This window comes from Mycobacterium sp. 852002-40037_SCH5390672 (assembly GCF_001665875.1).
GTDB lineage: Bacteria > Actinomycetota > Actinomycetes > Mycobacteriales > Mycobacteriaceae > Mycobacterium.
On record NZ_LZTA01000069.1, the window covers coordinates 207,037 to 221,022 of the forward strand.

Annotated in this window: 14 protein-coding genes; 5 read left to right on the plus strand and 9 right to left on the minus strand. The window is 64.8% G+C overall.

From position 1 onward, the window contains the following. Window positions 1-6 precede the first annotated feature (6 nt). Complete coding sequence (locus A5782_RS11730; protein ID WP_067099582.1) at window positions 7-480, minus strand: SRPBCC family protein; 474 nt, start codon at window positions 478-480, stop codon at window positions 7-9. Continuing rightward, window positions 477-1,184, minus strand: a complete 708-nt coding sequence (locus A5782_RS11735; protein WP_067099584.1) for a DUF899 family protein — start codon at window positions 1,182-1,184, stop codon at window positions 477-479. The genes A5782_RS11730 and A5782_RS11735 overlap by 4 nt, the downstream gene beginning before the upstream one ends. A 166-nt stretch (window positions 1,185-1,350) precedes the next feature. Here A5782_RS11735 and A5782_RS11740 point away from each other — a divergent pair, with 166 nt between their 5' ends. Continuing rightward, entirely contained in the window at window positions 1,351-1,671 is a 321-nt protein-coding gene (locus tag A5782_RS11740; RefSeq protein ID WP_067099586.1) for a hypothetical protein, read from the plus strand. Window positions 1,672-1,821: 150 nt separating this feature from the next. Here the strand turns inward: A5782_RS11740 and A5782_RS11745 are convergent, their stop codons facing one another. Both A5782_RS11745 and A5782_RS11750 read right to left on the minus strand, forming a co-directional pair. Beyond that, entirely contained in the window at window positions 1,822-2,613 is a 792-nt protein-coding gene (locus A5782_RS11745) for an SDR family NAD(P)-dependent oxidoreductase (RefSeq protein WP_067099588.1), read from the minus strand. A 126-nt stretch (window positions 2,614-2,739) separates the two neighbouring features. Then, window positions 2,740-3,537 (minus strand): SDR family NAD(P)-dependent oxidoreductase, encoded by a 798-nt coding sequence (locus tag A5782_RS11750; RefSeq protein ID WP_231986653.1) that lies wholly within the window; start codon window positions 3,535-3,537, stop codon window positions 2,740-2,742. A gap of 68 nt (window positions 3,538-3,605) precedes the next feature. Between A5782_RS11750 and A5782_RS11755 the strand changes: the two genes are divergently transcribed. Next, window positions 3,606-4,613, plus strand: a complete 1,008-nt coding sequence (locus tag A5782_RS11755) for a sigma-70 family RNA polymerase sigma factor (RefSeq protein WP_067099592.1) — start codon at window positions 3,606-3,608, stop codon at window positions 4,611-4,613. Between the two features lie 539 nt (window positions 4,614-5,152). On the opposite strand, the gene A5782_RS11760 is transcribed toward A5782_RS11755, so the two are convergent. The 3 genes from A5782_RS11760 to A5782_RS11770 are packed head-to-tail and all read right to left on the minus strand — an operon-like array spanning window position 5,153 to window position 10,729. Then, the gene (locus A5782_RS11760) at window positions 5,153-8,515 is read right to left on the minus strand and encodes an ATP-binding protein (RefSeq protein WP_067099594.1); all 3,363 of its coding nucleotides are present in this window, start codon (window positions 8,513-8,515) and stop codon (window positions 5,153-5,155) included. Beyond that, a complete protein-coding gene (locus A5782_RS11765; protein ID WP_067099596.1) occupies window positions 8,508-9,230 on the minus strand; it encodes a DUF4194 domain-containing protein in 723 nt (240 codons plus the stop codon). Before A5782_RS11765 ends, A5782_RS11760 begins: the two co-directional genes overlap by 8 nt. Next, window positions 9,227-10,729, minus strand: coding sequence for a DUF3375 domain-containing protein (locus A5782_RS11770; RefSeq protein WP_067099598.1), 1,503 nt, complete (start codon window positions 10,727-10,729; stop codon window positions 9,227-9,229). The genes A5782_RS11765 and A5782_RS11770 overlap by 4 nt, the downstream gene beginning before the upstream one ends. A gap of 181 nt (window positions 10,730-10,910) precedes the next feature. Here A5782_RS11770 and A5782_RS25455 point away from each other — a divergent pair, with 181 nt between their 5' ends. Then, complete coding sequence (locus tag A5782_RS25455; protein WP_082942881.1) at window positions 10,911-11,159, plus strand: hypothetical protein; 249 nt, start codon at window positions 10,911-10,913, stop codon at window positions 11,157-11,159. Here A5782_RS25455 and A5782_RS11775 read toward each other — a convergent pair. Together A5782_RS11775 and A5782_RS11780 are read right to left on the minus strand one after the other, a co-directional pair. Next, window positions 11,156-11,578: a hypothetical protein gene (locus A5782_RS11775; protein ID WP_231986654.1), complete on the minus strand. Its 423-nt coding sequence runs from the start codon at window positions 11,576-11,578 to the stop codon at window positions 11,156-11,158. The genes A5782_RS25455 and A5782_RS11775 overlap by 4 nt on opposite strands. A gap of 133 nt (window positions 11,579-11,711) precedes the next feature. Then, entirely contained in the window at window positions 11,712-12,422 is a 711-nt protein-coding gene (locus A5782_RS11780; RefSeq protein WP_067099737.1) for a cutinase family protein, read from the minus strand. 196 nt (window positions 12,423-12,618) lie between these two features. Here A5782_RS11780 and A5782_RS11785 point away from each other — a divergent pair, with 196 nt between their 5' ends. Then, window positions 12,619-13,200 (plus strand): dihydrofolate reductase family protein, encoded by a 582-nt coding sequence (locus A5782_RS11785; protein ID WP_067099602.1) that lies wholly within the window; start codon window positions 12,619-12,621, stop codon window positions 13,198-13,200. A gap of 298 nt (window positions 13,201-13,498) precedes the next feature. Then, the gene (locus tag A5782_RS11790) at window positions 13,499-13,981 is read left to right on the plus strand and encodes a helix-turn-helix domain-containing protein (RefSeq protein WP_067099604.1); all 483 of its coding nucleotides are present in this window, start codon (window positions 13,499-13,501) and stop codon (window positions 13,979-13,981) included. Window positions 13,982-13,986: the final 5 nt, after the last annotated feature.

Here is a 13,986-nt window from a genome sequence, read left to right on the forward strand (position 1 = left end):
GACTGATCAGTTCGCCACCGAACGCTCCAGAGCGACCAACGACGCAGCGAGGTAGTCCTCGCCGAAGATGGGCATCTCGCCAACGCGGTCCCGGAAAGCCTGCGGCGTGCCGCTCCAGTCGTACGTGAGGACGACGTCGGTGCGATCACCGTTCGGGGCGAGGTCGTAGCGCCAGAACCAACCGCCAGGCGAGTGGTTGCCCGCTTCGTCGAGCATCCCCGGCATCCAGGAAATGGCGCGGTCCTCCTCGAACACATTGACCAGATTGTGCGTGACGTAGTCGCCCCCCGCCTGGGTGAGGTACATGTTCATCGCGAACATCTGTCCCGCGCGGGTGATCGGCGCGGTGTCCACCGCGTGGCGAACCCAATCGGTGGGCTCGGTGTACCGGTGGCGGGACGGGTCGGCGAGGAGCGCGAAAATCTCGGCCGGGGTGGCGGCGATGGTGCGGGTGACGACGTAACGTTCGGCGGCGCTCATGATTTGTCCTCAGTCGTCGTGGATCCGTAAGCGGCTGCAATGGCGGGGGAGTCGAGCCACCCCGAGTAGGTGGGCCGCGAGGGCCAACCTTCAGGCGAATCGAGCCATTCCTCTTGGCGACCCCACGGCAGGATGTCGATCAGCCCGAACGAGTGGCTGAGTTGCTCGGTGCCTCGCCCGTTCGTATGCCACGTCCGGTATACGGTGTCGGCGTCGCGTAGGAACACGTTGACCCCGAATCCGCCGCCGGGCGGTGCGTCCATGTCTGCGGCGAACGGGCTTTGCGATGACGAATACCAGTCCATGCGGTTGCCGACCTTGTGCTTGTACGCGAGTGCTTCCTCGATCGGTCCGTTGGTGACGATGACGAAGCGGGCATCGTAGTTGTCCAGGAATTCGAGTCGGGTGAATTGCGACGTGAAGCCGGTGCACCCGCCGCACTGCCACTCCGCCCCGTCGGACCACATGTGGTGGTAGACGATCAGCTGCGATCGGCCGTCGAACACGTCGGCCAGTCGGACGGGCCCGTCGGCACCGACCAGGGTGTAGTCCGCCAATTCGACCATCGGCAGCCGCCGCCGCTGGGCGGCGATCGCATCCAATTCGCGGGTGGCGGCCTTCTCACGTTTGCGCAGTTCGTCGAGCGCGGCGCGCCATGTTCGGTGATCGACGACCGGCGGCAACGCCGTGTTTTCGGGGGACATTGCTCCACCTTTGCTCTCGATTTGTCCGTCTGGAAGGTCTGACCCGCGGCGTGTCCGGAATTCATCGGCGCAATGCCCAGACCTCGTGCTCGGGCGCCATTAGCGCTATTGACCCCGACGTCCGGGCTGGGTTTCGATAAGCGGATAGCCACGAGGGAAGGCGCCCATGAGGACGTTCATTCGCCATCTTGTAGTCATCGCCATGTTGGCGTTCGCGTCGATGGCAGCCATGACGATCGTGACGCCGGCGGTGAGCAAGGCCGACTGCGCCGACGGCGAGTGGTGGGACCCGACCGGCAAGGTCTGCCGACCGCTCGGGGTCGGGCCACAACCCTTGGCATGCGACCCCGGCCAGTGGTGGGACCCGACGGCCAATGTGTGCCGACCCTTGGGTGTCGGGCCACAGCCGCTCGCGTGCGACAACGGCTGGTGGTGGGATCCGGGCGCCAACGAATGCCGTCCGCCGGCAGTACCGCCAGCCGGCTAGTGCGAACACCCGGGTTGCCTTGTGCTTAAGGAACTTACGAGCGCACGCCTCGACGTTCGGGCCCTGCAAGCGATCAGGGACATGGTGGGGCGTGCCTGAGTGGATCAATAGCTGCCCAGCCACGCGTTGGCGTCCTCGCGGATAAGCCGCTCAGTCGACGACGATCCCGCCTGTCAGGTTGGCGACAGTCCCGGTCATGGCCGACGCGCGGTCAGAGGCTACGAAGACGGCGGTTTGGGCGAGTTCGGCCAGGGTGGTGGCCCGGTTTCGGTGGCTGTTCGCAGCCATCCTGGCCGCGAATTCTTGTGGGGTGGTGTGGTACGCCTGGGCATGTAAGCCGAAGACGACGTCGATGGTCGAGGTCTCTTCGATGCCGCTGGTGCGCAGACAGACAGTGCGCACGCCGTGCGGAGCCCATTCCGCAGAGAATGCGCGGTTGAGCGATTCCATTGCCGCCCAGGCTGGGCTCATACCGCCGAGCAGCGGTATGCCCAATCGGGCAGGCTCGGGTGTGTGCATGAGGATGACCCCCGACTTTCGCGGGATCATGTGGCGTGCGGCGGCTCGGGCGGTCAGGAAGTGGGACTGTGCGTAGGTCGTGATCGGCAGGGCAAAATTCTCTAGTGAGAGTTCGGTCAGCGGTGTGCCCTGCATACGGTGTTGCGGAATCCCGATGGCATTAAACGAGATATCGACCGCTGCGGCCTTTTCGGCGACGGCAGTGAGGTGTTCGGTCACCGCCTGTTCGTCGAGCGCATCAACCTGCGAGGCTTCCGCGGTTCCGCCGGCAGCGGTGATTTGTTTGGCGAGGGTGTTGATCGCCTCGAGGTTGCGTCCGGTCACAAAGACGCGTGCGCCTTCCTGGGCGAACGCGAGGGAAACCGCGGTGCCCACGGCTCCTGCGGCACCGTAGACGATCGCGGTCTTGTTGTTGAGCAGCATGGTGGTTCTCCCTTTTGTCGTCGCGCGGCTGTTATGTTGCAGCGCAATGTGATTCGCTATTCATAGCCTTGGCTGCCGGGTCACAACCACTGGGCGGTACGACCCGTGGTGATGTCGCGCTGTGTTCTAACGGGTCGCCTCCGGATTCAGCAGCGCGGCGTACTGGCGTTCCAGGGTCTTGGCCGCACCGCTGTACCAGCTCGGCGAAACCGACTGCGACATCGGATCGGGGAAGATCTCTTCGACGCCCTGCTCCACCCCGTCGAGAATGGCGCGCGCCACCGAGTCCGCTGACGACTTGGGTATATCGAGGCCCCGGGTCATGTCGGTGTCCACCGGGCCAGTCAGGACCGCGTGAACGCGCACACCCTGTCCTGCCAGAAGGACTCGCAGAGACTGAGTGAGGTTGAATGCGGCAGCCTTTGAGATCGAATAGGCCGGGATCAGCGGTAGCGGCGCGAGCGCGTTCACCGAGAGGTTGTTGACGATGGCGCCCCGTGACCGAATCAGCACCGGCAACAAGGCCTGGGTGAGGTCGTAGGTGCCGAAGAGATTGACCGCGAGGTGTTGTTGGAGCACCGCGCGATCACTCAGGTCGTCGTAGAGCGCCACGCCGGCGTTGTTGATGAGAATGTCGAGAGATTCGATTTCCCGCGCGGCCTGCTCAACCTGCGCGGCATCGGTTACGTCCAGGCTCAAGGCGGTCACACGAGGATCCGGGTGGGGCACCGGCCGGCGCGCGCCGGCGTACACACGTCTGGCGTCTCGGCGCAACGCCTCCTCGACCAGGGCTCTCCCGATGCCACGGTTGGCGCCGGTCACCAAAACGGTCTTCCCAGCGATGGTCATGCGTCCTCCTGAATCGATGAAGTCTGAAGCGGTCGAAGATGTAGATCCCGCGAGGCCCAGAAACTGGGCGGCCATGGAGCGCTCATTTCGGGGTGCGGCTGGTGTCCATATAGGTAAACGAGACGAAGGAAGCGAAGTGGTACGTGGTGGCAACCGAGCTCATAGCCAGGGCGCGGGCCGGGGACGGCGACGCGTTCCAACGATTGACCGAGCCGCACCGCCGCGAGTTGCTAGTGCACTGTTACCGGATGCTCGGGTCGCTGCAAGACGCCGAGGACGCGCTGCAGGAGACGCTTTTGGCGGCCTGGCAGGGCATAGACGGCTTCGAGGGACGCGCGTCGATTCGCACCTGGCTTTATCGCATCGCTACCAACCGTTGCCTCAACACGCTGCGCACGACCAGTCGACGCCCGGCCAGGGCGTGGAACATGCCCGACGTTGACCCGCCCGAGCCCACCGGACTCGGCGAAATCACCTGGCTGGAGCCATACCCTGACACCCTCCTCGAGGGCGCGCTCCACGCGCCCCTAGGCCCGGAAGCACGCTACGAGCAAACCGAAGCGATCTCGCTGGCCTTCGTGACGGCGCTGAATGTGCTGCCGGCGCGACAGCGGGCGGTGCTCATTTTGCGCGAGGTACTCGGTTACCACGCCAGCGAAGTCGCCGAAATGCTTGAGAGCACAGTGGAATCAGTCAACAGCGCGTTGAAACGCGCCCGCTCCGGCCTGCAGCGGCACCTCTCAGAACACGAAGCCCACGCGCCGCCTGCTCCCGACTCGCCAGCCGAACAAGCGCTGGTGGCGAGATTCGTCCGCGCCTATCAGGACGGCAATGTCGACGCCCTCGTCGCTCTGCTCACCGAGGACGTTCGCGTCTCCATGCCACCGATTCCCCTTGAATACCGGGGGCGCGAAGTCGTGGCTCGCTTCTACGCCAGCATTTTTCGCACGACCCGCGCGTATCACCTCATTCCAACACGCGCCAACGGGCAGCCCGCCTTCGGCGCCTACCTCCGCACCCGTCGGGGCAGTCTCCAGCGCGGCGCCGGCCTGCTGGTTCTTACTCTCAGGGGCAGCCGCATCAGCGCACTCACCCGCTTCGACAACGACCTATTCCCGCACTGGGGACTTCCACGCTCCCTACCGAATTGATACGGACTCAACCGCGGATCACGGTGTCCCTGAGCACATGAACGGAAACCCGCACCACGGCTTCCGCGTCGCCTCCGGCGGCGGGGGATCGGCTCCCTCCCACACGCCGGGGGCAGCGTTTCCATGCCCCCAGATCACTCCATACCAGGTGTGGCACTGACTCATGTCCCAATGAACTTCGGTCCCAGGACATCCGCGGCCGGTCTGCGGGTGAAGGCCGGTCTTTTCGTCCCCTGGGCAACAGGTGTAGGGCCCGCTCGCACCGGGTGGTACAGGCCCGTCTTCTGGTAGCAGGCCATGGGTCTGCGGTACGGGGCCGGACTGGGCCTGCGCGCTGTCTGGCGCGAGCCCCATTCCGGCCACCGCGACACCGCCCGACAACAGGGCCGCGCCACCGATCCTCTTGAGGATCCGGTTCGTGTCCACAGCATTGTCCTTTCGCTGCTATCGGGTAATGCCGAAAGCTGGCGAAATTTTTTCGTTGTCGCTTGGCTACCGATCCCAAAAAGAGGTTGGTGCGTGCGTCTTACCGAATAGGGTCACACCCCGGCCGGAAGCAGTGCCGCCGACGTCCGCATCTCGTGCCGCAGCGCGGTGAAGTCCGTGATCGTCTTCGTGGTCACGGTTGCCACCGGGCGCGAGTTGCGGCCGGTGGCTTCCCGCTTGGAAACCATCACCACGCTGTCGATGTAGGGCTGGATGGTGGTGGCGTTCTGCACGGTGGCCACGATGACGAGCTGGAAGCCGAACTTGCGGAAGGCCTGCAGAGCCTGCTGAGCGAACTGCGGGTCAGACTTGGAGAACGCCTCATCGAGCATCAGCTGGGCGAAAACCGGTTTGTTATCAGCACTTTCGGGGTCGGCCAAGTTGAAGCTCAACGCCCCGGCCAGACAGAACGCCATCAACTTCTCCTGCTCGCCGCCGGAGTTGTCGCCGGCGTTGCTGTGCGTGCGGATCAGCTCATCGCTGCTGATATCCCATTCGGCGCAGTCGAACGTGAACCGGTTGCGGACATCGAGGGCGTCGCGGGTCCAGGCCTTGTCTTCCGGCGCGGTCGACGCCAGTCGGTTGCGCAGGCGCAAGATGTCGGCGTACTGGTCCAGGATGGCCTGCTTGTCACCGAGGCCGACTTCGGCGATGCGCCGCGAGATGGCCCGGACGATCTCGGTGAGTTCGGCGACCGCGGTCAGGCTGCGCGCGGTGGCGCGCAGGGTGAGCCGGGTGCCGCGGTTGAATTCCACTGCCCCCAGACCGGTATTGACTCGTTCGATCTGCTCGCTGATACGCCGGGCCTCCTGCTCGGCGACCCGGTGCAGGGTCAGGATGGCGTCGGGCGCCTGCTCGGTGACCAGTCGCAGCATCCGCTCGTAGGCCTCGGGCAGCTCCCGCTCGTCGATATGACGGCACAACGCAACGTAATCGTGGACGCGTTCGTCGAACACATCGCTGTCGTTGGGGATCGCGTCGGGGAAGGTGGTGTCGAACGTGTTGAGGATTCGAGCGAGCTCATCGTATGAGCGCCTGCGACTTTCGCGCAGCTGCTCGCGTTCGCGCCTGATCGCGGTGAACACCGCGTCGCGATGCGGTTCGGGGTTGAGCATGTCCAGGGAAACCGGCACGTCGGCCGCGTAGCGGTTCAACAGGTCGGTCAGCGGCTCGGACACGAATGCCGGGGAGAGCCGGTCTTGCAGCTCGAGCAGGCGGGTGCGACGACCGTCGAGGTCGTCGCGGCGGGTCTGGATGGCGCCGCGACGGGTCATCAGGGTCTGGATCTGCTCCCAGCACTCTTCGGCGCGCGCGGTGAGCGCCTCGATATCAGGATTGTCGGCCAGCAGCAGTTCGAACTGCTCGCGCAGCCGTTCGGCATGCCCGTCGGCGGTCTCGGTGTCCACGTGGGTCCACTGCTCGAACTGCTCGCAGATCGCCTTGAACGCTGCGGCCCGGTCCCGCCACTGCTGGCGCTCGGCGGCGATGTCGTCGGCGACACTGCGGGCCCGGCGAAACGCCTCTTCGGCATTGGCCAGATCCACGGTCAGCGCGTCGACCTTGGTGGCGACGTCGCCCTGGTAGATGTAGTCGGCCTGCTTGAGCGGCCGACGGTCATCCTTGATGGCCAGGCGCTCGGAGTCCTTGTACAGGCCGGTGTCGGTGACCGCGCGCCGGAAGCGGGGGAACACGTCGGGGGTGTCGACGCAGATGTGGTCACCGGCGGCGGCGATGATGTCGGCGGCCTCGGCCGCGCAGTCATGGGTCGGGTCGACCACGAACAGTTTGCCGGCCAAGGTGTTCGGCTCGGCCTGGGTGACCTCCGCGCCGATGAACCGGGCACGGACGTGATGCAGCTGCAGCCGCCCACCCATGTTGGTCTCGTTGACGAACCGCAGCACCGCCGCGTAGTGACTGTCCGGTACGAGCAGCCGCAGGCCCACGCCCCGCAGCACCTTCTCGACGGCGACGCGCCACCGACTCTGCTCGGGCCGCAGATCCATGAGCTCGGCGATATAGGGCAACTCACCGGGGTCGATACCGACTGCAGCGCAGATCTGTTCGCGCATGGTGAGTGCGAACTCCGGAAGCGCCGAGCCGACGCGCTCGACCCGTTTGAGTTCCTTGGCGGCGTCGTCACGGTTGATGCGGGCAACCTTCTGGGCATACTCGGCATCGGTCGAGACTTCCCGGCCACGATCCAGTTTTGCCAGTAGCTCGGTAGCGCGCGTGCTGAGTTCCTCGCGCAGATTCCAGAATTCGTCGGCGGTGTCCGGGATGTCGAGACCGTGCGTATTGAGCAGGGATTCATAGGCGGTGCGCCGGCGCGACACCTGCTCGGCGTGCGCCTCGGCAGCGGCCACCTGCGACTGCAGCGGCCCCAGGGTGGTGCTGGATCCGCTGATCTGAGCGTTGAGCGAATCACCTTCAGCCTTGGCTAGATTGAGCTGGCGGGTGACCTCTTCGTATTCGTTGCCGAGCTGGTCGATGGTGGCGTCGAGCGATTCGATCTGCGCCGGGCACTGCGCGAGCCGGACGTGATCGGTGTAGGCCCGGACCGTCGGCTGGTCGACGAGATCGATGATGCCAAGGTCGCAGGACTCCGAGGCGTAGCGCTGCTGGATCTTCTCGATATCGCCGAGGATCTTGCGTTTGCGTTGCGCGACGGCCAGCAGTTCCCGGGCGTCGACCAGCGGATCGATCTGCTTGAGGGCTTCGGGCAGCCGGGTCAGGCTGCCGGGCTCGTCAAGCATGAACTCCCGGACGAACTGCTCAAGCCCACCAACACTTTTCAGTGATTTCGCCTTGCCGAGCAGCTGTTGTGCGGCGTCGGACGCACGGATACCGATGGTGGCGTACAGCTGGGCGAGGTACTGCGCTTCCACCTTGGTGGAGAACCGCCAGTCATCTTTGAACACGGCGGCATCGAAGCGGCCCGCCGCCCAGCGGTTGCAGACGTTCTCGATGTCGCGGTCGCCGTCGGCCAGCACGAACCGGCTCGAGGAGTCCGATCGCGATTCGCCGGTGAGCCATTTGAGCACCAGTCCGGTGACCGTGCGGCCGGTGTTGCTCCTGTAGGTGACCGCGATGGCCGACCAGGCGGTGCCCTCACCGCGCAGGTACATGACCTTGCTGGTGCCGGCATCGCTGCGCTGGCCCCACGCACCGCGGACGTATTTGTCGACCGTCCGCCGGCCGGCGCTGGAGCCGGCGGCGGTGTTGTCACCGGAGGCGTTGAAGTTGCGACGGTTGAATGGCAGGAAGCCCAGTGAAATGGCGTCCAGCAGTGAGGATTTGCCGCTGCCCGAGGCGCCGGCGATCAGCGCGCCGCCTTCGCTGAATCCGATGGAGTGATACCCGTCGAAGACACCCCAGTTGATGACCTGCAGGCGCGACAGGTGGAACTGTTCAGTCATCCTGGCGTTCCTGCTCGTCGTCCTGCCCACGCTCCTCGGCGATGCCGCCGCGCAGGAGGACCTCGAACTGCTGCTGCAGCTCGGTGATCACCGAGGCGGTCATGACGGCGTTGATGACCGGACTGAGGGTGTAGCTGTCCTCGTCGTCGGGGGTCTTGCGCAGGATCTCCAGAGACGCCAGCCGGGCGATGGCGCCGTCGACGCGTGCGGTGAACGTGACAGCGTCGCGGTCGACGTCGTTGAGCACGCCGGAGAACAGCCCGTGCATTTCGTCGCGGCTGATCACGACGGCCTGATCACCGGAGGCACGCATCATCTGCGCCAGGTGCAGCGCCAGGATCGAGTCGTAGGTGCCCAGCGGCTCACGGCGCAAAAGCTTTACGCCGCGGGCTGATTCGTAGCGGGCCTGTTCGACGAACGCGACCCCGTCAGTCTCGAAGGCACCCTCGACGATGCGCAGCAGCAGGTCGAGTTCCGAGAGTCTGACGGACAGCTGGGCGCGGTATTCCAGCACCCAGCTGTAGACGTCGCGGTCGGCTTCGGCGCTGATGTAGCGGCGAGTCAGCAACTGCTGCAGGGCCCAGCAGGCCCGGTCGGGCAGATCGGAAACGTCGCCGTCGAACCGGGGGCGACGCTGGTGCGGGGCGCGGGAGGTCTGGTCGACCTGGGGGAGTGCGGAGAAACCGCTGTAGTCGACGGTCTCTTCGACGGTCACGCCGTGGCTCCCAGCAGGGTGGAAACCGGTTCGGTGAACATCAAGTGCGGCACCTCCATTTCGCGGTCGCGCCCGTCCAGGGACTGAAATCGGACCGTGACCGACTCCGAACCCTGTGCGGATTCCGGTTGTTTGAGCGCCCAGGACCACAGCACGATGACGTGGCCGAGGTAGGCCGAGTCGAGCATGGCGACCGCATCGGGGAGGGACAGCATCGCCCCGGTGCTGATCGCGGTATTGATCATCTCAGACATCGCGGGCGCGTCGACCTGAGTGGTAAGCGCGGCGAAGCTGGTCAGGTCGACCTCGCCTTCGGCGACCTGGGCCGGCCGTGGATTGGACAAGTCGCCGATCCGGAAGCTCAGCGCCCCAATCGAACTGAAGGCGTGGCGGGCCAGGGGGAGTTCGATATCCAGCCGGGAGTCGGTCAGCGACGCTTTGAGCAGGTTGCGGGCGGCGCCGATGGCCTCGTTGAGCTGACGGGCCACGCCGCGGCTTTGTTCGAGGGTGCCGAACGCGGTGAACCGTTTGACGCGCTGGGCGCAGCGCTGTTGGATGCGTTCCACTTCGTCGATCTGGTGACCAACCAGTTCGAAGAAACCGGCCATCACCTTGCGCAGGGCGGGATCGAGCGCCGGGAGGGCTTCGGCCACCGCGGCGACGTCGGCTTCGAATTCGGCCCGTTGGTCGGGGTCGTTGATCATCCGCAGGAAGGCGCGGTGCGAGTCGCGGCCCTGCGAGTCCCAGGCGGCCTCGTAGTCTGCGTACATGCGGCGCTGCCGGTCGCGGTATTCAACATTGCTGTCGATCGGGTCGTCGAGGGCCGCGGTGGCCCGTTCGATCATGATCCCGTACTGGCCGATGTCGGTGATCAGGCGTTCCATCTGCAGTGCGATGGCATGCGCTTCGTCGTAGGCGTCGGTGAGGTCGACGTCCTGACTGTGATCAGCTGAGGTCACACCGCGGTCTAGGGCGTCGAGTTCAGTTTGGAGCGCGGCGATTTCGGCTTCGATGCCGGCGCGGATGCGGTCGGGGTCATTTCCGACCCGCAACGCGACCTGCTTGAGGCGGGACGCGATGCCGTTGATCGAGCCGCCGGTGGCGATGGTGTCCTGCCGGCGCATGCCCCGCAGGAAGTCGAGCGCCCGGCGGGCCTCCTGGGTCAGGTAACAGAGGTTGCGTTCGACGCCGGAGCGCTGGTCGGCGATCCGGTGCAGCCAGCCCTGGCTGGCCCAGGACTTGATCAGGGCCAGGCCGGACTGCTCGCCGACCTGATCGAGTTCGGCGAGGTCACGCTCGAGGCGGATGACGAGGTCGGTCTCGGGGACCACGCCGCCGCTGAGCTGGCGCTCCATCAAGGTGGCGTAGAGATTGAGATTCAGTGTGGCCAGCAGGCGGATCGTAGGCGAGCCCTGAAGGCTGCGGTTGAGTTCGAGCAGGTCGGCAGGCGACAGCGTGGTGTCGTCGTCCAGCACGCGCCCTCCGTCTCGATCGATCATGTCTCGGACGCTCCAAGATATGGCACGAAGCCGACAATCGGCGTCCGGCGGCCGGGGTGTCGGGGGATGGTTTGGGTTGGTCGGTCACAGTGGTCTCAGGCATCGCTCGAGCCTCAGCGGTCGCTCGAAAGTCAATACTGCATGCGGTGGCGTGCGCTTCTCGAAGGCTAAAATTCGCTTCATGACTGCACTCCTGGTCGCCAAAGCGTTGTTGCTGGGCTTTCTGATCGTGGCCTGCGGCGTCCTCACGGTGACTTACGTGCGCAGGCGCCGCGCCGGCGTGCAGCCATGGGAAAACCCTTACGCCTCACCATATCTCGACACATATCGCGGCGGACTGCCCCACGTACCGCCGCCGCCCTTAACCGCCTACGAGCGGCCGGCTGACGGCGAGCCTCCGGGGCGCGGTCCCGATAGCGTCGCCAATTAGCCCCAATAAGCGAAGTTACATGTAGGCCGCGGTTCACTTTTGAGGGACACGACCTTGTCGCCATCCATGATGATCGTGCACATGAGGGCGGCATCCCCACCGTCGGCGGTTACCTGCGACTCCACTTCGTTGTAGACGGGGTACTGCTTTTCCCACGGCAGGGGCACATTGGTCTCGGTCTGCTCTGGCCCTCCGTTGATCCGGTAACGGATCGTCACCGGGGCGCTGCCACCACTGACCTTCATTACCGCCGTGCCGACTGGCTGCCCGGTTGGCGCCGCGGACGTCGGCGTCGCTGGTGCGGGCGTCAAGATCTGTGCGGTGGTGCCGACACCGCCAGTGGTATGTACCGCGTGTCCGGTAGTGCTCTTGGTGCATGCCGCCGCGGCAACGCCGGCCGTTACAACGGCGATAATCACCCCGACGGCACGACAACACGAACGCATGCGCAGAGCCTACGACGACCGGCGCTGGACTCGTGATGGAAACCGCGCCAAGGTATCCGGCTCGACCGATCATCAGGTGAAAGCGGCGTACTTTACTGGCACCCCGCTACAGACGTTGCGCAGCGAAATCCGCGCCTTGCCCGGTCATCCCGTTCGCCGCGTACAGCGTGTGAGCGATGCCGGGCGGCCCAGGAGGGGCGCCGTTGCAAACAGTGTCATCCGGTGCGCACAGCTGGATGGTTTTGCCCGCATATAGGGGGCCGATCGTGATGGGCGGCGCGCCGGCGTCGCGCAGGAACTCATTGGACGGAGTTCCGAACAGGACTACCGCGGCCACATGATTAGCCACCGTCGGCGGCAGCGGCTGAGGTACGTAGGACACAAACTCCTGCGGCACTTCCTTGGGCACTGAAGCCGACGTGACAAAGCCGGCCACGACGGCGCCTTGGGAGTACCCGCCGAGCACCACCCTGGTGTTAGGACAGTTTGACGCCGTGGACTCGATATGAGTGCCGGCGTCCCTGATCCCGTCCACAACGGTTCTGGCGAAAGCGACGCCGCCGTTGAAGTCGCTACTCGCCTCGTAATTGACCGGATAGACCCCCACTGACTTGCCGCCCACTCGTGACCCCAGCGCATCGACGAACGCCTGCCCGATCCCGCCAACCCCAGGTGGCTCGCCGGTACCGCGAGCAAACACCACTTCTACGTTGGGACATGGCTCGGCGGAAGCCGCTGGGACGGGTGCGCAGATCATCCCCGCGCACGCTGTTACTACCGCAGTTGCGAGAAAACGAATGGATCGTAGCGAGCTCATGTCTGCGAATGCCCAGACACGATTGCGGCGAAACCGGCGCCTCTTCAGCAATAACACATTCTTCCCGCCCGTCGTGTTGTTGACCACGGGCCGAAGCGGGGCGGCCGCAGTCCAGGAGTCAAAGGACGATTAATTTCGCGATGGCTTCCAGTCTGTATCCCCAACACGCCAGCAACCGCACTTGAGGAGGGCATCAATGACCGCTACGTATACCTTCGACGTCTTTTCCAGCCTCGACGGCTTCGGCGGCGTCAGCGGCGGCAACTGGGGCGGTTACTGGGGCAAGCAAGGCCCCGAACTGCTCGACCACCGCGTCGCGCTGTACGGCGAGAAGCAGCGAATGGTCTTCGGCGCCAATACATATCGGCTATTCGCGCAGATGCTGGCCGAGAGCACCGAGGATTCCGACGTGCGCGACCCGTGGGTCACCCGGATGAGGCACCTGCCGGCGACGGTGGTGTCAACCACCCTGGATGGACCTCTCGACTGGCCTGACGCGACGGTCGTGAGTGGCGACGCCGTCGACGTCGTCGCCCGCCTCAAGGATGAGTCCGAGGTGCCGTTGCGCTCGCACGGCAGCCTGTCGATGAACCGAGCGCTGATGGCCGCCGGCCTGGTCGACCGCGTCCAGGTGACGCTCTTCCCTGTGATCACCGGTCAGACAGGTGATGACTCAATCTTCCAGGGTGCGGCCGACTTCGACCTCGAGCTGATTGAAAGCCGAACGCTGGACCGCAATATCCAAGAGCTCATTTACCGGCCCACCCTGCATGTCTGAGCCCGTCTGATTGGTGAGTTCGCCGTGCGTGGTCAGCTTCGGCGCGCGGATGCGCACTTGTCACTACCGGGAGCTAGCCGGCGATCTGTCCTCGAGCCTCGTGCACGCCTTCCGGACATCGCGTGGCCTCCGCGGTTATGAAAGTGGGCTCAGGGGCATATCGCTGTGACCGATCCCGTGAACCGGTCCACGGGATCAACCGGGTGGGAGTAAGTAAGGCCAGGTGGTGGGTGGATTCAACGCTAGGCACCTGATAACGTCAGTATACGAGGACGGCGTTCGGATGAAACGAGAGTTAATGGAGCGCGGCAGTGTGCCAGATGAGGCGCAACGTGATCCTGACAACGGTTCCGATCTAGCGGTCAAGCTGAACCAGCTGTTCGAGGTCATGCGGAAGGCCGGTACGCCCCCGTTATCAAACGCCGCCACTGCGGCAGCTATCACCAATAAAACTGGGGTACCAATCAGTCCGGCCTACCTCTGGCAACTCAGAAACGGCATCAAGACCAACCCGACGGTGCAACATCTGCGTGCCATCGCAGACTTCTTCGGTGTGCCTGCCTCCTATCTGATCGATCGCGACACTGATCAGAAAATCGAGGCACAGCTGACGTTGATGCAAGCATTGCGCGACAGCGGTGTACGAGATTTGGCCATGCGCACGTCCGGACTGACGCCGCAAGCCATCAGCAGCTTGGCGGCGATGGTCGATGAAGTTCGCAAACTTCAACACCTGCCGCCCATGGCGCCAGGAGAATGGTCGGGTCTAGATGGCTACTAAGGCTG